Origin of the sequence: Mycolicibacterium peregrinum (assembly GCF_001665625.1) — a bacterium.
Classification (GTDB): Bacteria; Actinomycetota; Actinomycetes; order Mycobacteriales; family Mycobacteriaceae; genus Mycobacterium; species Mycobacterium peregrinum_B.
This window is the reverse complement of sequence record NZ_LZSY01000146.1, coordinates 1-19,249: the sequence shown is the minus strand read 5'-3', so window position 1 is coordinate 19,249 and position 19,249 is coordinate 1. Positions and strand designations below refer to the sequence as shown.

Genomic DNA, 19,249 nt, shown 5'->3' with positions numbered 1-19,249 from the left:
CCTCGATAAGAGTGGTCGTTCGCGCCGCGCCGACAGTTCCCGACAAATATTCAGCCACCCATGTGCCCGACGGTCACCCACCGGATGGCCCTCGCCACCAAGGAGGGTTTCGAGGACGGCCCCTCGGGCGCGGTTTCGGGGGCGTCGAGGGCGGTGCGCTCTTCGGCGTGGTAGCCGGCCTGCTCAACGGCATCGCAGAGGTCGGCCACACTGATGTCGGGGCCGGCATCGATGGTCGCGATCTTGGTGGAGATGGCGACCGAGGCCTGCACCCCGTCGATCTTGTTCAGCGCGTTCTCGACCCGGCGCGAACACGCTCCGCAGGACATTCCTGTCACGTCGAGTCGGATCCGTCGGGTACCTGATGTCTCGTGTGCGACCACGTCTGTCACTGCCATCCCTCACTGTCTAACGGCGTCTGATTGATGAGTCGTTGCACAGGCGGGTTGAGTTCCCGAGCCTTGGGTGAGCAGTGCCCGCACCGAGGTCGGCTCCGCCGCGAGCTCGCCGACGAATCGCACGTCCAGCGGTAAGGCGGGGTACCCGGCCAGGTACTCCGCGTAGGTGCGTCCATCGAGCTGCAGGCCCAACCCGATCCACGCGTCGATCACCGACCAACGCCGCGGATTGGCTGTTGCCCAATCACTTTCGTCCAACCGGCGCTTCCACTCGTGGCTGTCGACCTCTTCGGAGGCAATCGTGCCGAGCAACTGCCGGTATGCCACCGTCTGCCCGCGCATCACCTCGATCCCGGAACCCAGCTCGTCCGGTCCACCGAACTCGGGCAATCGGCGAAGAATGCTCTCCGCCGCCGCGCGGCCGGTCGTCACTTCCTCGATCAACTCCACCGCCGGGTAGGCCTGTAGCGCACGGCAGGCATCGGCAACGGCCACCAGGATGTCGGCGGACCCGCGCAGTTGTTCGGTTGTTCCCAGGACCCGGGGCAGGCGCACGATGGTGAAGTCGAGGTCTCGACCGGCCCCGGCCACTGCCAGTTCTGCGAGTGCCTTGGAGGCTGCGTAGGGGTACGGAGCCTGACACGGGTCGACGACGTGTGGCGAGGAAACATCCGCATTGACGACATAGGACGAAAGGTGCACCAGCCGGGCACCGGTCGCCGCACACGAATCGGCCATGGTCTTCACCAATTCCACATTGGCCGAACGGAGTTCGCGGTAAGGAACCACCACGTTGGTGTTCCCGATGCAGTTGACGACAGTCTGGGCACCGGTCTCGCGGATCAGCGCCTCCAACTCGACCGGACCGAAACCGGCGACGAGGGTCTCGATGCGGACGCCTGGCGTGCCGCGAAGCTCCGTCCAGACCCGGTTGTCGGGGAGGTCCGATCGGGTGGCCAACACCAGGTCGGGGCGCAGCACATCCGAGCGGGTCAGCTCCAGAATCGCCTCGGCGAATCCGGTCCCCAGCACTCCGGAGGAACCGAGCACCAGCACGGGCTCTGCACCGTGGGCGGACGGTCCCCGTCGTCTCGGCGCTGTCGGGGCGTCCCGCGTCGAAAGTCCCGTGAAGTCACGCTCGATCTCCATCGCCGTGTCGGTATCCATCCAGCTGCCGGTGAACGACATGTCGTCCACCAGGTTCGCCGCGGTGTCGGCACTGATGAGGTCCAGGATCGACACCTGCCGACCGAGATACCTCCGGGTAGCGGGCAGGATTCGCACGAGGTCCAATGACCCGATGCCTTCGTGCAAGAGCGACGCATGCGGTGTGATCGACCTCTCGAGGCAGACGCTCCAGAGTGCGGCGAGACCGTCGGGCCGCTCTCCTGCTTCGGCGGTGTGGGTTCCTGATCCAGACGCGGCAGGTCCCGGCAGCCTCGCCGTGTCGACCTTCCCACCGGGCTTACGCGGAATGCTCGCGACGCTGGAAACAGAGAACGACGGCACCCGCGAGTCCACCAGGATGTTCCTGATACGTGCTGCCGCAGCAGGGTCTTCATCACCGTCGCGGGTTCGCTGGGTTTCGAACCACACCCCAAGACCGCCGTTGTGAAGCTCGACCGCAACGTCGACCACGGTCGGGTCGGTCCCGATACGTCGGGTGATCTCGGCGGTGTCGACGCGCTTGCCCGCGATCTTGACGATCGCGTCCTTACGTCCCGCGAACATCGGGTATCCGTCACCGTCGATCGTCACCCGGTCGGCAGTCGAAAAGGCTCGCTGTCGCCGGCCGTCGGGCGTCACGACCCAGCCGAAACTGGCGCTGTCCACGCCGAGGTAGCCGCAGGCCACCATCTCCCCCATCACCACGACTTCGCCGAACGCGACCACCACCGCGTTCGGAACGAGTGGTCGCCCCAGTCGAAGGCGCCCGCCGTACTCGATCACCTGGCCACCGTCGATGATCGGCAAGTAGGTCACCACGACGGTGGTCTCTGTCGGGCCATAGCTCGACACCAGCGAAACATCCTCGGCGCCCACGGTGTCGATCCACTTGTCGACAACGGTCGGGCGGACCGGCTCGCCGCCGATCACAATCTGTCGGAGTCGAGAGCGGCCGACTCCGGAGATCGCGTCGAGATCCTCACCCCAGAGCTGCCACAGCGCGGTGGGCAGATCGACGATGGTGGCTCCACTTTCCACCAGATCATAGGTAAGGGCCTGCAGATCAGTGTCTTTCACTGCGGCTGAACGGACGATCCCTGCCCCGGCCAGTGCGGCACCGAACACTTCTTCGACGCTGATATCCGATGTCAGCGGCGCACATTGGAGGATCGTGTCATCCGGTCCCCAGCCATATGCCCGGGTCGCGCCGACGCAGAACGCCGCGAGTGCACCGTGGCTGACGTGCACGAGTTTGGGTTCCCCGGTCGACCCCGACGTGGGCATGACGTAGGCGGTCCTGATGGCCAGATACGGGTCCGTCGCCGTCTGCTCGACACGGGCCTCCACCAGGCGGCGAAGGTCCCCGTCGAGATGCGGCAGGATGGTCGCCGACGCGACATCGACGATGTGCGCCGAGATCCCGTTGCCGGATTGGTTGATTCGTTCGGCCCGCGATTTCAGCTGATCATCGCGGTCGCAGACGCTGTACCCGCACCCCGCGAAGTGACACCCGATCAAGAGGCCGATTGTCTTGTCGGTGCCGTCATCGGCGAACACCACCACATCGCCCGGCGCCGCACCGATTTCGAGCAGCCAGGCGATCGAGGAATCGACGTGGGCGTGGCGACGACGACATTCAGCGATGGTCTCGGGACAGTCGAGAAACCACGCGGGTGCCGGCGATGCCGCAGGCTCAGATTCTTCCGAAACCGGGCACAGCGACCCGTCCGTGGCGACCGGTCGCCAGGCGCCGACCGTCATCGCGATCGGGGAATCCCACATCGCCGGCATCGATCTCAGGGCGGCCGCGATCCGGGTCGCCACGTTCGAGACACTCTCCCGGGGCAGATCGGGCCGATTCCACATGTTGAGGGTCAATGTGCGGTGGTGCTCGTCGAGCACGGCCGCGACCGTGATGCCCTCGACCGGTCCGATATCCGACGTCACCGGTGCGTCCGACAAGAACGGCGCCAGCTCAGGCGCACAGGGCTCACGTAGAAAATTGAGCGTCAACGTCTCCACGGAGGTGGTCCGATTGATCGCCAGATACATTCGGCGGTACTGCTCTTCGCGCAGCCAACGGCGCCGGCCGGCCTTGACATAGCCCCGGTCCACCACGCGCACCAGGTCAGCCACCGAGGCGTACGGAGAAAATCGGACCGGCTGCGCCAACGAGTTGACCAAGCACGTCGCGACATCGAGGTCAGGATCACCGAAGCGGTTGTCGACCGCGTGTACCAGCAGGCTCTCGGTGGTGTGACGAAGGCTCGCGTCCACCGCCGTTGCCGCCGCCGCGACGAGGATGTTGAGCGGGATGTTCTCCCGGGCGGCCAGATCAACGATCTGGTCGTAGTCTTCGCCGCGGACCACCACAGTTTCGACGAGAACCCCTCTGGCCGCGGTGGCGGGGCCGCCAGCGGCCGCAGGTCCGTGACCCCCCTCCTCGGCAGCCGCGGCGAGCTCCCGCTGCACAACGGTGGTGAGCCCCGTGAGAGATTTGTCGATCCGGGTCGCCTCTCGGCGGTGAGCGGTGGCGACACCGGTCAGACCGGCACGAACACAGGTGGTGTCACCAGGGTCGGCGCCGGAAAGGAAGCGCCCCAGGTCGGCTTCGATGATGCCGATCGCTCCCCCGTCGAGCAGAATGTGATGCGCGTGGGCAGCAAGGCCGACAACCAGGCCACTGCTGTCGAGATGCACGGTATAGCGCACCAATGGCGTTGCGAAGATACCCGATTCCCACTCGTGCGACAGCGCGGCGTAGGCGTCACTACCGGACACCTGCACGATATCGTCGGCGGCCAGCCGCGGCACGAGCTCGGGATAACCGCCGGGATCGGACGGCGCCGACAGCACACACAGCTGAACCGGGTTGGCGCAGATGGTCTTCCGTAGAGCGGCCAGGAACTCCGGCTGCGGCGTCGGACGCAACCGGTAGTGCCTTCCGATCAGGTACAGGTGCGGATCATCATCCTGCAGCAGCCCGTTGAAGATGTTCTGCTGTGATCGACTCAGCGGAATGCGTTGCAAATGAGAATCTTCAGGCAGGTTCACCCAGCTTCTCCAACTCCTGGACCCATCCCGCGAGCGACAGGTTGTCCGCCAGCCGCCGCGGAACATCCGATTCCCGATCGATGCCGAGCTGCTTCATCAACAGCACGAAGCGAACGGAGTCCAGCCCGAGATCTCGTAGGTCGGTGGCGTCACCGTCGATGAGATCTGACTCGTCGACGTAGAGCACCTCAGCGAGTGCAGCGAGGATTCTGCTTCTCGACGTCTCACCCACCGGTTACCACGCCCAAGGCCGCCCGCATGATCTTGCCGGACTGGGTGCGGGGAATCTCCTGCACGAACCTGATTGTCGACGGCCTGGCCATCGGCTCAGATTCCTCTCGGAAGCGGGCCGCAATGGCGTGCTTGAGCTTCCTGGCCCCGGAATCGTCCATGCCCATCGACGTGACCACGGCCAAACCCACCAGCGCGCCGAACTCCTCGTCGGGGATCTCGAAGCAGGCTGCCTCCTCGACGCCCGCTACCCGCTCGGCGATTCGATCGACCTCATCGGGCGCGATGTTGACACCTCCGGAGATGATCATCTCCGATGACCGCCCCCTGATGTAGAAGAAGCCGTCGTCGTGACGATCGAGAAGGTCTCCCGTGTTCACCCACCCGTCGACCAGAGCTTCGGCGGTACGGTCGGCGTCTTCCCAATACCCCAACATGTTCGCCGGGGACTTGATCCACAGCGTGCCCGAAGACGCCGAACCGGAGGAGGACCTGGTGGGTGGACCGCCGCCGTCACCGTCCAGATGGACCTCCACGCCGGGATACGGCCGCCCGACCGCCCCGGCTTCGATCCTGGCGACCGACCCTTCCTCGGTGGGAAGACACAATGCGGTGCAGCCGGTTTCGCTGAGCCCGTAGACCTGAGCGGTATGAACCCCGGCAGCTTCGACAAAGCTGACATCGGAGGCAACCGCGCGGGATCCGCCGTAACCCACCATGCGCAGTGCTGGCGGGACCGGTTTTCCGGCGGCCCGCAGTTCGGCAACGAGGCGGGTCAGGAGCGTGGGCACCAGGCACGTCGTCGCGACGTCGTTCGCGGTGAGGATCTCGGCGATCGACGCGGAAGTCTCACCGCCGGTGATACAGAGGCCGCCCTGCATCAGGCAATTGAGGATCCACCAGAGACCGCCGATGTGCGTCGCGGGCAACGGTGAGTAGGTCGTTTCGCCGACGACCCAGTCAACCCAGGTCAACTCCGCTCGCTTCAGGATGTCGGCGATGGAGTAGAAAGTCCGGTTGGGCAACAGCACGGCTTTCGGCGCGCCGGTCGTGCCACTGGTGAAGATCATCGCCAGCGGGTGATCTGCTCCATCGACGAGATCGCGGGGCGATGGGTCTGACACCGGTTGGTCAGCGCGGTCGGCCGCGCCTGCGGCGATGTTGACATCGAAGGCAGGGATTGCCTGGAGCGAACTCGTGAGGTCGGACGTTTGCAGCCGGCAGCCCGGTGCGGTCAAAATCGCAGCGGGGTTGGTGATTTCGCCGAAACGGTCAACGGTTGCCGGAGGCAGTCCGCCGTCCACCATGACCGCGATGGCGCCCACTGCAGCACAGGCCAGCACCGACAGGTAGGTCTCGGGTCCATTGTCCGAGACGACGAACACACGGTGTCCCCGAGCGACCGATCGGGAGGCGAGATCGGCTGCCATCCTGTCCACTTCGGCCATCAGGTCCCGGTACCGAATCGAGCTGGTTCCGTCGCAGCGACGGAGGGCGATCGCCTCGGGACGTTGTCGCGCCCGCTCGGCGATGCGTTCCAGCACCGTGGATGGTGGGGGTGTCATAGCCATCTTGCTCTCGTAGAAGGTCAGGGGATGTTGAGTGCGGCCAGTTCGACTTCGCCGGATGCGGCGCCCCCGTCCTCATCCCAGAATTCGACCGTGCACGGAATCTTGAGATAGCGGATCGTCCGGTCGACCACCTCGAAGTCCTTGCACAGCAACCGCGCCGAGAACTTCTGGGACTTGATCGGACGCTTGAACCGCGATTTGGTCGTCTTGATCAACATGCTGGGGAGTTGATAGTTGAAGTAGTCCTCGATCGACCAACCCCGGAATTCGGGTATCACCTCGTTGAGGATGGCCGGCGCAAATGCGCTGTACGCGAGTTGGTTGAAGCACAGGACCCATTCGGCGGCGTTGAAGTGACCGGTGTCCCGGATGTATGCGGGCTCTTTGATGCTGAAGTTCCCCACGGCGGATACCGAGGTCTCGGTGGCCTCGTATTCCGCATCGAGAAGGTACCGACACCCTTTGTAGGAATAGGGTTCCAACACCTTGACCAGCAGATCCTCGGGGATCGGCGCCATGTGGGTGATGTCGTACCCACTCGTGACCACGGACAGTGTTTCGGCGGTGCTCATTCTCATACCCCATATCCCGGTGTTGTGAGGCCGTCCAGCATGGTCAGCCGATGTGTCGTCAGAGTTCCTGGCGTCGTTCCGTGTTTCGCCCGGTGCATCAGAACCCGGTTGTCCCACAACACGACATCGCCCACTTCGTAGTGCTGGGCATGGATGAACGGCGAGGTGAAATCCGGATCGAGCTGCCCGGTGGCGGTCATGAGATCCTGCAGCACAGTGGGATCCAGAACACTTCCGTTCTCGTCCTCGATCTTCGTGGTGCCGGATGCGCAGATGTACAGGATCTCCTGCCCGGTCTTCGGGTGTCTGATCACCGTCGGCCAGGCGATCGGAGGCGTGGTCCTGGAGATCTCATCCCATACCTCGCCGATCGGCTTGTACACGTCATGCGGGCGAATCTTGATGTGCCGCCGCGGATCATGCGTGGCGAAGGTGCCACGGACGGGGTCGCGCACGGCATCGGGCAGGGATTCCCACACCTTGTTCAGATCGATGAAGTAGGTCCCTCGGTCAGTCCCCGGCACGGCGAGAGGTACCACCATCGAGAATGCGAACGGCTCGGGCATGAACATGTAGTCGATGTGCCAGAACGCACCGGTCCTCGGGACGCCGAGCCCCTCCTCGGTGGAGGAAACGAAGATCTCCGGGTGGTCTTTGTGGTGATAGATCGGCTCGTAGTACGTGACGACGTCGCCGACGATGCGGCCCAACCGGAGGAATTCCTCGGGCGTCGGATGAACGTCTTTCAGAATCACCAGCTTGTTCTGATAGACGATCTCCCTGATCTCGTCCCTGGTGATGCCGTCGAGATTTTTGGGGTCGATTCCCGTGACGTGCGCCCCGAGCCCCTCCCCCAACACATTCAGCGTCAACTCTTCTCCTCGTTCGGCACAGTTGTGCGACTACCGGATTGGTCGAATCAAACTCGTTGAAAGTTCCGGCTATTCGGGATTTTTCTGTGAACTACCTGTCCAGGTGGCCGGCAGCATCGGGACGGATTCTCCGGAGCTTTCAGACCGAACCATCCCCGCCGCGGTTGCATTCGCGGCGACCGCAGCGGCGCCGGAGAACCCGAGAGTGGTTACCCCCTGGGCACTGGAGAGCGGTGACGCGGGTCGGCCGCTATCAGGGACCTCCGCTGCCTCGGTGTCCTCCAGAAATTCGTGGCGGTAGCTCCGGGCGCGGTCTCGGTCGCGACCAGACTGCTTTCGACGAGTACGCGCGATGACCGCTGCCCTGGCCGCCGCGACGGTGGCCAAGGTATCCGCCATTTCTCCAGGGGATTTCGCACCGGCCCTCGGACCTGCCGCCACTGCCGGCGGATCCAGACCCGGTACGGCGTAGCCAGCGAGGGACGGGCCTGCCGGTCCGCCCGCGGCACCAGGACTGCTCGGGGCGGGTACACCTGACCCCGTAGTGGGCTGCGGAAGTGCTGTTGGCCCCGTGGACAGGGGCAGCGGCATTCGGACATCGACCGACCCGCCGGCGCGATGGCCGGCGTCGACATCGGCGGGTCCTGGCATCGAGCCAGGTACCGGAACCCGGTTCTGCAGCAGCGTCAGTGCGCTCAACGCGCTGAGGGCACTGAGCGCCGGCGCGAAGAACGGCAGGAGCAGTAGCGAGTACGAGGCGTAGTACGGGTACCAGAGCATGTCGTAGAGCACCAACGCGATGGCGGCGAGGATGGCGGTCTCGGCCGGGTTGAAACCCAGTTGCGCGAAGAACTGTTGGAACGTTTCAAGGAGCTGTTGGGGATTGCCGGCTCCCGAGATGAGGTCCGAGATCAGCTTCCAGATGTCGTTCAGCGGCAGGTCGCCTGAGGTTGTGCTCGACGTGTTCGGCTGCTCGCTCGGCGCTTCTCTCCCCGGCGCCAGGATCGACGGAGCCGGCCGGGTCTGCGGAACCACCGAGTACGCGCTCGCGGCCGCCGCTTCGTAGGTGGCCATCGATTCGGCCGCCTGAAACCACATCCGCACGTAATCGGCCTCGTTGAGTGCGATCGGAATGGTGTTGATACCGAAGAAGTTGGTGGCCAGCAGCACGCCGTGGGTGACATGGTTCACCGCGAGTTCCGCCAGGGTCGGCATGGTTGCCAGCGCGCTGCTGTACGCCGCAGCGACCGCCTCATGCTGCGCGGCGGTGACGGCACTGTCGGCTGAAGCCTGCTCCAGCCACGCCAGGTAAGGGCCGTGGGCAGCCACATACTGTGCGGCGCTGGGCCCTTCCCAACTGCTGGTCTGCACGTCGGCCAGGATCTGCGTGAGTTCCACCGCCGCTGCGCTGTATTGCGCACTCAAGCCCTGCCACTGGGCAGCTGCCGCAACCAGGGATCCTGGACCGGGTCCGGCGGTCAACAAAGCCGAATGCACCTCAGGAGGCACCGCAAACCAGAGCGGTGCGGTCACGTCATCACCTCCTCGCATGAGCGTTGATTGCGACCACACAGCCCGGTACGCGTTGCCTCGTAATTCAGCTAGTCGGGCCCGTGCGCCAGAAAGTTCCCGAGAAGTCGGTATTGACCGGTCAACCGGGGCAATGACTCTCGATGGTGTGACACGTGTGCCGCTGCTTGTGCGTTCACGGGTACGGTCGGCGCATGCCAGTCATCGACGCTCGTCACCTGACCGCGATCTCAGAGACCGCGCTCCTGACCCTGCACCAGAGAGCAGCCGAGGCGGCGCGTCCCGACGGCATCATCGAGGACCCGCTGGCGATCGCGCTGCGCGACAGCCTCGGGTACGACTACCAGCATTTCGGCCGTACGCACCAGGCCACCGCCCTGCGGGCCGTCGCGTTCGACAACGCCACCCGCCGTTATCTGCAGATGCAGCCGCGGGCCACCGTGGTTGCCCTGGCCGAGGGCCTGCAGACCAGCTTCTGGCGCCTCGACAATGGCGAGATGAATTGGCTCTCTGTGGATCTGGAGCCGATTGTGCGGCTGCGTCAGCAACTGCTTCCGCCCTCGGACCGACTCCGCAACCTGGCACAGTCCGCGTTCGACTACTCCTGGATGGACCAGGTTGACCCCGCCAACGGTGTGCTGATCACCGCCGAGGGCTTGTTCCAATACCTGGAGCGCGACGCGGTGTTGGATCTCATTGCGACATGTGCCGCCAGATTCCCCGGAGGACAGCTGATCTTCGACAGCGTCCCTCGATTTCTGAGCTGGTACTCGCAGCGACGCGGCATCAAACTCAGCAAGGAGTACACCGCGCCGCCGATGCCGTTCTCGTTGACCGCCGACCGGTATGACGAGCTGCGTGCCATCCGCGGCGTTCGTGCCGTACACGAACTCGAGATGCCTGCGGGACGCGGCAAGGTCCTGTCGCGCGCCGCGGCACTCGTCTACCGAACCCGCTCGCTCCAGCGCTTCCGAGCGCCTACCAACGTCATCGAGTTCGGTTGATACATCGCAGTAGTGGGCCTACGCGACGCCGATCAGCGCGGCACGGGCCAATACCTCTTCGGCCTTCTTCACATGAGCGGCGTCGACGAGAACACCCTCGACTCCGACCGCTCCACGACCCGCCGCCTCGGCCTCCCGGTACGCCGCGACGTTGCGGTGCGCCAATGCGACCTCCTCGGCCGACGGGGCGAACACCTCATTGGCGATCGGCACCTGGCTGGGGTGGATGGCCCATTTTCCGGTGTAGCCGTATAGCGACGATCGACGCGCCTCGGCCTCGTAGCCGGCAACGTCCGCGTAGTCGGGGTACGGAGAGTCGATGGCGTCGATTCCGGCGATTCGCGCCGCGACCATGATCTTGTTGCGCGCATACGCCCAGAAGTCACCGGGGTACTCACCCATCGGCACGAAATTGGTGTCCACCCGTGCACCCTGGGACAGCGAGAAGTCGCCGACGCCGAAGATCACGGCGTCCAGTCGCGGGCTCGCCCGTACGATCTCCTCGGCGTTGGCCAGTCCTTCGACCTCCTCGATCAGTACCTCAAGCCGAATCTTCTTCTCCAAGGCCAGCTTTTCTTCCAGCTGGGTCAGCAGCAGGTCGACCCACCAGACGTCCTTGGCGGTGCGGGCCTTGGGAATGACGATGGTGTCGAGTTGGGCACCGGCATGAGTGACGACCTCGATGATGTCGTCGTGGCACCACGGGGTGTCGAGACCGTTGATCCGGATCGCGCGTGCGGTCCGGCCCCAGTCGAGCTCGGTCAGCGCCCGGATGGCCTTGGCCCGCGACTCCACCTTGAGCCCCACCGGAGTCGCGTCCTCCAGATCAAGGAACACCAAGTCGGCACCGCAGGTGACTCCCTTGATGAACATGTGGTCATTGCAGGCAGGCAGGGCGAGCTCAGAACGGCGAACCAGATTGGTCATGAGATGTGAATTCCTTTGCATAACTGAGTGTCAGAGCACACCAACGGTGTGCAAGTGATCGATTTCTTCAGCTGTCAGACCCAACAGCTCGTGGTAGACCTCGGCGTTGTGTTCACCGAGTCGGGGGCCCAGCGAGTCCACCCTCCCGGCGTTCCCCGAGAATCTCGGGACCGGCGCCTGCACCGTCATGGCGCCGAGTTCGTCGTCGGCGACCGATACGAACACTCCACGATGCTGCAGTTGCTCGTCAGCCACCAGATCGGCGATCTCGTACACTGGCGCGGCGGCCACTTCGGCAGCGTCGAACACCGCCATTGCCTCCGACAAGGTATGCGCGGCAACCCATTCCGCGACAACCGAGTCAACTTCAGCGGCGCGCGCCAACCGGCGCTGAGGATCCGAGAAATCGTCGTCGGACACCAGGTCATCGCGTCCGATGGCGCGGAATACCCTCAATGCCAGGCTCGGCGAACTTCCGGACATGGCCAGCCAACGCCCATCGGACGTGCGATAGGTGTTGCGGGGCGCTGATATGTCCCAGCGATTGCCTGCGCGGCGCGGAACGATACCGAGCTGGTCATACCCCAACAGGTTCTGCTCCAGCAGTCGAGCCAGCGGGTCGACGAGATTGATGTCGATCAATTGACCACCGGCGCCGTGCACGTCGCGGTGATAGAGCGCCATCATCACGGCATAGGCGGCGTTCAGCGACGCCACCCCGTCGGCGAGCATGAATGGGGGCAGAGTCGGCGGACCTTCGGCTTCGCCTGTCACATGGGCGAATCCGCTCATCGCCTCGCCCAGTGTGCCGAACCCGGGGCGCTCGCTCTTGGGCCCGGACAGTCCGTACCCGGTGATGTGCAGCATCACGACACGATTGTTGACCAACCGCAACGACTCGTAATCCAGACCCCATTTGGCCAGTGTCTGCGGCCGGGTGTTGACGATCACGACGTCCGACTTCTCGACCAGGCGCCGCACCAGATCCTGGCCTTCGGTCACCCGCAGATTGGCGGTCACCGATTTCTTGTTGCGGGACACTGACTTCCACATCAACCCGACACCGTCACGTTGGTTGCCCCAGGTGCGGATGGGGTCACCCTGCCCGGGCTGTTCAACCTTGATGACATCAGCTCCGAACTCGCCCAGATACGTCGCGGCCAGGGGGGCCGCCGCGAGCGTGGCGAGGTCGAGCACCCGAATCCCGCTGAGCATGCCGCCCATCTACGACGCGGACCTGGTGAGTGCGCCGGCGGGCCGATCCAGACCCAGGTGGTCACGCAGAGTGGACCCGCTGTATTGGGTGCGGAACAATCCCCGATGCTGCAGCTCTGGCACCACCATCCGGACGAAGTCCTCGTAGGATCCCGGGGAATGCGTTGCGGCCATGACGAATCCGTCGCAGGCGCCGCTGGTGAACCACTCCTCCATCTGGTCCGCCACCTGCGTTCCGGTGCCGACGAAGCGTGGGCCTTGCAGCAGGGTGGCACGATGTCCCGCCAGGTCGCGCACCGTCACCTTGTCCCCGCCGATATGTGCGCGCAGGTTCTGCACCAGGCCCCGGATGCCCGAGACCGAGGCGATCAGCTCATCGGTCACCGGGTCGTCGAGATCGTGCTGGGCGAAGTCGTAGTTCATCAACTCCGACAGCAGGGTCAGCGACGCCATCGGATCCACCAGGTCGTTGAGGAACATGTCCTCACGTTCCTTGGCATGGGATTCGGACTCACCTACCACCGCGTAGGCCATCGGACAGATCCGCACCGATGAGGGGTCCCGCCCGGTGGCGGCGATTCGCGCTTTCTGATCGCTGTAATGCTCGCGTGCCACATCGATGCCAGGATCGCCGGTGAAGATGAGATCTGCCCAGCGTGAGGCGAATTCACGCCCCCGGCCCGACGAACCGGCCTGAAGAATGACCGGACGCCCCTGCGGCGTGCGCGGCACGGTCAGCGGGCCACGCGAGGAGAAGTAACGGCCGACGTGGCCGAGTTCGTGCACCTTGCCCGGATCGGCGTAGTAGCCAGATGCCCGATCGTGCTGGATCGCGCCGTCCTCCCAGGTGTCCCAGAGGCCCGCGACCACGTCGAGGAACTCGTCGGCGCGGTCGTAGCGCTCGTCGTGACCGAGGTGGGATTCCAGACCGAAGTTCTGCGCCTCGCTGTCGTTGACCGAGGTGACGACGTTCCACGCCGCTCGCCCGCGGGACAGATGGTCCAGCGTCGCGAAGGTGCGGGCGACGTGGAATGGGGCGTAGTAGGTGGTCGAGTAGGTGGCACCGAGTCCGATGTGGGACGTCGTCTGCGCGAGCACTCCGAGGATGACACTCAGATCCAGCTTGACCGGCCGGGCCCCATAGCGGACCGCCTCGTCCACCGAGCCACCGTAGATCCCGGGCATCGCCAGGCGGTCGTCGAAGAACATCAGGTCGAAGCAACCTTCTTCGAGCTGCCGGCCGACCTTCGCGTAATACGACGCATCGAGATAGCCGTGCTCGGTCGCTGGGTGACGCCACGAACCTGCGTATACCGAGGTGCTTCCTGCCTGCATGAATGCCACGAGCGCCATCTGATCTGTCCGCATGTTCGGAATCTAACATCTGATATATCAGATATCAAGGATGATGTTTGACGGATCGGTACGCTGCACGGATGACCCCGCTTGACATCTCGGGCACCGTTCGCGAGCGCGCGGCTCGCGAACTGCGCGACCGGATCATCACCGGCGTGCTCGCGCCCGGGTCACGCATCGACCTCGATGCCATCACCGAAGAGTTCGCGACCAGCCGCACCCCGGTACGGGAGGCGCTGCTGGAACTGTCCTTCGAAGGGCTGGTGCGGGTGGCTCCCCGCAGCGGGATCACCGTCATCGGCGTCAAGTCCGAAGACGTGACCGACAGCTTCACCATCCTCGGTGTCCTCACCGGGCAGGCCGCCGCCTGGGCGGCCGAACGAATCACACCTGACGAACTCGCCCGGCTACGCGAACTGGCCGCCGACGTTGCCCGGCGGTCGGGCGAGGACAGCATCGGCGAGGCAAACTGGCTGTTCCACCAGGAGATTCACCGCGCCGCCCACTCCCCTCGCTTGCTGACCCAGATCCGACAGGCCGCACGGGTGGTGCCGTCGAACTTCCTGACGGTGTTTCCCGAGCATGAGAAACACTCGCTCGACGAGCATGAGCAGCTGCTGGACGCCCTGGAGGCCAAGGACGCCGAGGCCGCCCGCACCATCGCCGAGCGCCACGTCCTGGAGGCCGGGCGCTCGTTGGCGGCCTGGCTCAACGCTCAGACCGCCACGAGCTGACCCCGACACCGGGCTACCCCGCGCGCACCTTCGCGGTAGCGGTGACCAGATGCTTGAGCGACTCGGTCACCTCATCAGTGGTCCGGGTCTTCAAACCGCAGTCGGGATTGACCCAGAGCCGCTCGGCCGGAACGGCTTTGAGCGCCTCCCGCAATGATGTGACGATCTCGTCGACCCCGGGCACCCGGGGCGAGTGGATGTCGTACACACCCGGGCCGACGCTGTTGGAGAAGCCGATGCCGTTGAGGTCATCGAGCACCTCCATATGCGATCGGGCCGCCTCGATCGACGTCACATCGGCATCCAGGTCGGCGATCGCCCCAATCACCTCACCGAACTCCGAATAGCACAGGTGGGTGTGGATCTGCGTGGAGTCGGCAACCCCGGAGGTGGACAGCCGGAACGCGTCGACCGCCCAACTCAGATAGGCCTCCTTGTCCTTGGTGCGTAGCGGCAGCAGTTCGCGTAGCGCGGGCTCGTCGACCTGGATGATCGCGATACCTGCCGACTGCAGGTCCACCGTCTCGTCCCGGATTGCCAGGGCGACCTGAAAAGCGGTGTCGGCCAACGGCTGGTCATCGCGGACGAAAGACCAAGCCAAGATGGTCACCGGCCCGGTGAGCATGCCCTTGACCGGCTTGTCGGTGAGCGACTGCGCGTACGTAGCCCAGTCAACCGTCATCGGCTGCTGACGAGTGACGTCACCGAACAACACCGGCGGACGCACACAACGGCTGCCATACGACTGGACCCACCCGTTCTTGGTGGCGAAGAAGCCGTCGAGCTGCTCGGCGAAATACTGCACCATGTCGTTGCGTTCGGGTTCACCGTGCACGAGCACGTCCAACCCAAGCTGCTCCTGCAGCCGGATCACCGATTCAATCTCGGCCTGCATCCGGTTGCGGTACTCGGCCTCGTCGATCTCGCCGGCCACCAGCGCCGCCCGCGCCTTGCGGATGTCGACGGTCTGCGGGAACGAGCCGATTGTGGTGGTCGGCAGCGACGGCAGGCTGAGCCGCTCATCCTGCGCCCTGCGACGTTCGGTGGCGGCACCGCGGCTGATGCCGCCCGCCAGGACGGACTCCAGCCGAGCCCGCACGCTGTCGTTGTGAAGCCGGGGATCGCCGGCTCTCGACGCGGCCGCCGCGTTGGACGACTCGATCTCGGCGGCCACCTTCTCTTCGCCGTCGCGCAGCGCTACCGCCAGAGTCGCCACCTCGAAGACCTTCTCGGCGCCGAACGCCAACCAGCTGCGCAGTGCGCCATCGAGACCGTCTTCCGGGTCGAGCGTGTACGGCACATGCAGAGTCGAGCATGACGTCGAAACTGCAACTGCCTTGGCATTTCCGGGGAGTGCCGTCAGAGTGTGCAGCGCGCTTTCAAGATTGGTACGCCAGATGTTGCGCCCGTCGACCACGCCCGCCACCAGCAGCTTGCCCGCAAGCTCGGGAACCGCTGACAGCGCCGAGGCAGATCCGGCCACCAAATCGATGCCAATCGCTTCGACCGGCGTCCGCGCCAGAGCGGGCAATGCGTCGGTGAGTGCACCGAAGTAGGTCGCGACGAAGATCGCCGGCCGCTTCGCCAGCTCAGCCAGCCGGGTGTATGTGCGCTCAGCCAGCTCGGCAGCATTGTCGAGGATGTCGGTCACCAGGACGGGTTCGTCGATCTGTACCCACGTGACGCCCTTGTCCGCGAGCACCGCGAGCAGTTCGGCGTACACACCGACGAGCTCGTCCAGCCTGGCCGTGGGAGCGTCGGCGCCCTCGACCGCCTTGGACAGGGCCAGGAACGTGATCGGGCCGACCACCACCGGGCGAGCCGGAACACCTTGGGCTGCCGCCTCTTCCAGCTCACCGAGTATCTTCGCCGGGTTGAGCGCGAAGGTGGTGCCCGACCCGATCTCGGGCACGATGTAGTGGTAGTTGGTGTCGAACCACTTGGTCATCTCCAGCGGCGCGATGTCGTCGTTCCCGCGAGCCGCGGCGAAGTAGCGGTCGAGGTCATCGGCGATGCCGTCGACCCGGGACGGCAGGGCACCGACCAGGACCGCTGTGTCGAGCACCTGGTCGTAATAGGAGAAATCGTTGACCGGGACCGAATCCAGCCCGGCCGCGACCAGCGCCTTCCAGGTGTCGCGGCGCAAAGTAGCGGCGACGGACTCCAGTTCGGCGCGATCGATCCGCCCGGCCCAGTACTTCTCGACGGCACGCTTGAGTTCACGATTGGGCCCGATTCGGGGTGACCCCAGAATGGTGGCGGAAAAGGGTGTTGCGGTTGTGCTCATGACGAGGTCCTTCAACGTACGAAGAGGATGGCCACCGCCAGGAGACACCGAGCCGAACGCAGCCACCCGCCACGAGTGAACCGCTTTCGGCCACTGCCCATTCCGCGAGGCGATGAACCACCGGACGCGGCGCGCCCGGTACGGCTGGCAGGTCTTCGGACTCACAGGCACGCACGTGGACCGTGCTCCTACTGGCCGTCGCTTCCCAGCCGCACATTTCTGCGGGCCAGTGCTGATGACGGCGGTCGTTCCTGCATACCGCTGCGGGACAGTCCCGGATTCTCACCGGGTTCCCTCTCACGTCGCATCTCGATCAGCCTGCGACGCTCGATGTCGGCACCGTAAACGTCCCGGCGCCGACAAACCAGCTGCGTGGCTCAGACTACCCCGTGGTCAGCACTCCTCATCGAGGCATCGCGGCCTTGATCTTGTCCACCACGTCGGCTGCCTGGGTCACTGAGGATCCCGCCGGCTTGCACGCTTGGATGTCCATGACGAGGTTCGCGGCGGCGGCCAGCGCGCGCTGGCAGTCGCGGGTCTGGTCACCGTCGACGCGGGTGAACGGCAGGGTGAGTTCGTCTTCGGTTCTGGTGAGCGTGCCGCTCTTCCACTTGGGCAGCGGTTCACCGTTGAGCGTGATGTTCACTTTGTGGTCGGTGCACTTGGACCAGCGTTCCGCCGACTGAGCAAGAAAGTCGTCGGCGTCCTGCGCAGACGGAAAGATCACCACCGACTGCACCAGAAGGTTCTCCCAGTTGTCATTGTCCGGTGCCCGCAGCAGCACCTGGCGCATCGCGGCCCAGTGATCCCCGTAGATGGCGGACTCGTTTACCTGCCAGGCGCCCAGGCAGTTCAGGTTGGGCAGCAGGTTGCGATGGTCGCTCATCTCCGTGACCGGTGGGTGCGCTGTCATCCCGTCGGTCCCCATCAGCGTGTTGACCTCTTCGGTGCTGAGCAGCAGACCCTCGAGTGCCGACTTGGGCACGTCCTTCGGCGGCCCCGGGACTGTGTCGCCGTTACCGGAACAACTGGTGGCCATCAGCACGAGCGCAACCAACGAGATCACAAGCCGGATCACGGTAATCCTTTACTGGAGGCACAGTGCACCGCGCAGGTGGGTGAATGTTCAAAGATCGCAGGTGCCGGCCCGAGCCGCGATTACCCAATCATTCCAACGTGATTGGCACTTCGTCAGGCGTGTGTGCCCGCGGCGGCACAGGCCATCTGCGCGTTGTTGGCATCGTTGTTGAGCTGGGTCGCCGTGTCGTTGAGCGATTGACCGCCGGTCCGCAGCCCCATCTTCAGCAGCAGCTTGGTGGCACCGAAAGACCATGAGCGCATCGGGTTGGCAATGTCGGGCGAGAGTCCCGGTGTGCCTGCGGCATTCATCGCCGACGCGGCGGCTTCGCGCAGCGCCGTCCGGCCACTGGTGTTCGTCGTACTGATGGTCGGATCCCCGTAGTCGGGCCGCTCCACACCTTCGATCGAATCGGCGAAATCGCCGTAGAAGGTCGATGCCGAATCGAGCGCGTTGGCGAACGTCGAGCAAGCCGTAACCGCAGGCACGCCAGGGTCATCCGTACTCGCAACCGGCACCGGCACCGGACCCGCAACCGGCACACCCGCCGTCACCGGCGGCAACTCGGGCACCGCGGGCGCCGCCGGCCCCGGTGCGCCCGCCTCATCGCCGGGTTCCGCGAACGCGGCGGGCGCGGAACCAAACCCAATGCTGAAGGCAATGAGCAACGATGCCACGCCTCGCTCGTACACCTGAGACGACCTCAACGATTCCTCCGTCAGTCGGATAGCAGTTCGACGCCAAGGCGCCACAGTTGACGTCCGCGCCTCATCGACGCATCTGCCGTCCCCCCCGGATGCACCTCACCGTCGAGGGTCCACATGTCCAAAAGGTGAACTGCAGGCCAACCCGTTCCCCCTAACGGTCGTCCATTGTGCGCCGGCCGCACCCGCCGATGCCTCATATATGTAATGCGCTGCAGCACACGCTATTTCCCAGCAACCTCACAGGTTCGGCGATTCCAGCTCGACGGAAATGAGGTGGCAACTGTTGGGACGTTGTTCACCAAACCGAAACGCGACCGGTTCATGATTCGTCGCGACAGATTCCTTGGGCCCTTTGATTTTTGACGACCACGGCGCGTCGCATAACGCAGGGCCCAAAACCACGAGAGGCGCAAGTTCACGCATGTTGAGTCGTTTTGCCCCCCTGGCTGCAGTCTGCATGTTGGCCCCTGTAGCGATTGCGCCCCTTGCATATGCAGATCCCCCGCCGCCGCCGGACCCCCCGGTGGTCAGTGGTGCGACCGGCAG

At 64.8% G+C, this 19,249-nt stretch carries 16 protein-coding genes and 1 riboswitch; of the genes, 2 read left to right on the top strand and 14 right to left on the bottom strand.

Translation table 11 applies throughout. The features are described from left to right. Positions 1 to 50: 50 nt before the first annotated feature. From A5779_RS23205 to A5779_RS23175, 7 genes are all read right to left on the bottom strand, one after another. Positions 51 to 398 carry a cation transporter gene (locus A5779_RS23205; RefSeq protein ID WP_236734860.1) on the bottom strand — a complete coding sequence of 116 codons (348 nt, stop codon included), beginning with the start codon at positions 396 to 398 and terminating at the stop codon, positions 51 to 53. A 3-nt stretch (positions 399 to 401) separates the two neighbouring features. Further along, positions 402 to 4,619 (bottom strand): AMP-binding protein, encoded by a 4,218-nt coding sequence (locus tag A5779_RS23200; RefSeq protein WP_064886011.1) that lies wholly within the window; start codon positions 4,617 to 4,619, stop codon positions 402 to 404. Continuing rightward, on the bottom strand, positions 4,606 to 4,851 hold the full coding sequence (locus tag A5779_RS23195) for an acyl carrier protein MmaB (protein ID WP_064886008.1): 246 nt from the start codon (positions 4,849 to 4,851) through the stop codon (positions 4,606 to 4,608). The genes A5779_RS23200 and A5779_RS23195 overlap by 14 nt, the downstream gene beginning before the upstream one ends. Next, positions 4,844 to 6,415, bottom strand: coding sequence for a fatty acid--CoA ligase FadD10 (gene fadD10 / locus A5779_RS23190; RefSeq protein ID WP_064886006.1), 1,572 nt, complete (start codon positions 6,413 to 6,415; stop codon positions 4,844 to 4,846). The genes A5779_RS23195 and fadD10 overlap by 8 nt, the downstream gene beginning before the upstream one ends. 23 nt (positions 6,416 to 6,438) lie before the next feature. After that, positions 6,439 to 6,993 carry an FcoT family thioesterase gene (locus A5779_RS23185; RefSeq protein WP_064886005.1) on the bottom strand — a complete coding sequence of 185 codons (555 nt, stop codon included), beginning with the start codon at positions 6,991 to 6,993 and terminating at the stop codon, positions 6,439 to 6,441. Between the two features lie 2 nt (positions 6,994 to 6,995). Beyond that, positions 6,996 to 7,865, bottom strand: a complete 870-nt coding sequence (gene scoE / locus A5779_RS23180) for a (3R)-3-[(carboxymethyl)amino]fatty acid oxygenase/decarboxylase (RefSeq protein WP_064886003.1) — start codon at positions 7,863 to 7,865, stop codon at positions 6,996 to 6,998. A gap of 69 nt (positions 7,866 to 7,934) precedes the next feature. Further along, on the bottom strand, positions 7,935 to 9,398 hold the full coding sequence (locus A5779_RS23175) for a PPE family protein (RefSeq protein WP_110777649.1): 1,464 nt from the start codon (positions 9,396 to 9,398) through the stop codon (positions 7,935 to 7,937). A gap of 191 nt (positions 9,399 to 9,589) precedes the next feature. Between A5779_RS23175 and A5779_RS23170 the strand changes: the two genes are divergently transcribed. After that, positions 9,590 to 10,399 carry a class I SAM-dependent methyltransferase gene (locus A5779_RS23170; RefSeq protein WP_064885998.1) on the top strand — a complete coding sequence of 270 codons (810 nt, stop codon included), beginning with the start codon at positions 9,590 to 9,592 and terminating at the stop codon, positions 10,397 to 10,399. Between the two features lie 18 nt (positions 10,400 to 10,417). Here A5779_RS23170 and A5779_RS23165 read toward each other — a convergent pair whose 3' ends face one another. The 3 genes from A5779_RS23165 to A5779_RS23155 are packed head-to-tail and all read right to left on the bottom strand — an operon-like array spanning position 10,418 to position 13,909. Continuing rightward, the gene (locus tag A5779_RS23165) at positions 10,418 to 11,326 is read right to left on the bottom strand and encodes an HpcH/HpaI aldolase/citrate lyase family protein (protein WP_064885996.1); all 909 of its coding nucleotides are present in this window, start codon (positions 11,324 to 11,326) and stop codon (positions 10,418 to 10,420) included. A 30-nt stretch (positions 11,327 to 11,356) separates the two neighbouring features. Then, on the bottom strand, positions 11,357 to 12,541 hold the full coding sequence (locus A5779_RS23160; RefSeq protein WP_064886039.1) for a CaiB/BaiF CoA transferase family protein: 1,185 nt from the start codon (positions 12,539 to 12,541) through the stop codon (positions 11,357 to 11,359). Between the two features lie 9 nt (positions 12,542 to 12,550). Then, positions 12,551 to 13,909, bottom strand: coding sequence for an LLM class flavin-dependent oxidoreductase (locus A5779_RS23155; RefSeq protein ID WP_064885994.1), 1,359 nt, complete (start codon positions 13,907 to 13,909; stop codon positions 12,551 to 12,553). A 68-nt stretch (positions 13,910 to 13,977) separates the two neighbouring features. Between A5779_RS23155 and A5779_RS23150 the strand changes: the two genes are divergently transcribed. Continuing rightward, positions 13,978 to 14,631, top strand: a complete 654-nt coding sequence (locus A5779_RS23150) for a GntR family transcriptional regulator (protein ID WP_064885992.1) — start codon at positions 13,978 to 13,980, stop codon at positions 14,629 to 14,631. A 13-nt stretch (positions 14,632 to 14,644) separates the two neighbouring features. On the opposite strand, the gene metE is transcribed toward A5779_RS23150, so the two are convergent. The 4 genes from metE to A5779_RS34315 all read right to left on the bottom strand — a co-directional run. After that, positions 14,645 to 16,918: a 5-methyltetrahydropteroyltriglutamate--homocysteine S-methyltransferase gene (metE, locus tag A5779_RS23145; RefSeq protein ID WP_064885990.1), complete on the bottom strand. Its 2,274-nt coding sequence runs from the start codon at positions 16,916 to 16,918 to the stop codon at positions 14,645 to 14,647. A 129-nt stretch (positions 16,919 to 17,047) separates the two neighbouring features. Next, positions 17,048 to 17,264, bottom strand: a riboswitch (cobalamin riboswitch). Positions 17,265 to 17,321: 57 nt separating this feature from the next. Next, entirely contained in the window at positions 17,322 to 17,996 is a 675-nt protein-coding gene (locus tag A5779_RS23140) for a sensor domain-containing protein (RefSeq protein WP_064885988.1), read from the bottom strand. A gap of 113 nt (positions 17,997 to 18,109) precedes the next feature. Then, positions 18,110 to 18,673, bottom strand: a complete 564-nt coding sequence (locus tag A5779_RS23135) for an Rv2240c family protein (protein ID WP_236734858.1) — start codon at positions 18,671 to 18,673, stop codon at positions 18,110 to 18,112. Between the two features lie 267 nt (positions 18,674 to 18,940). Then, positions 18,941 to 19,249 (bottom strand): hypothetical protein (locus A5779_RS34315; RefSeq protein ID WP_207549109.1); only part of this gene is annotated, 309 nt, incomplete at its 5' end.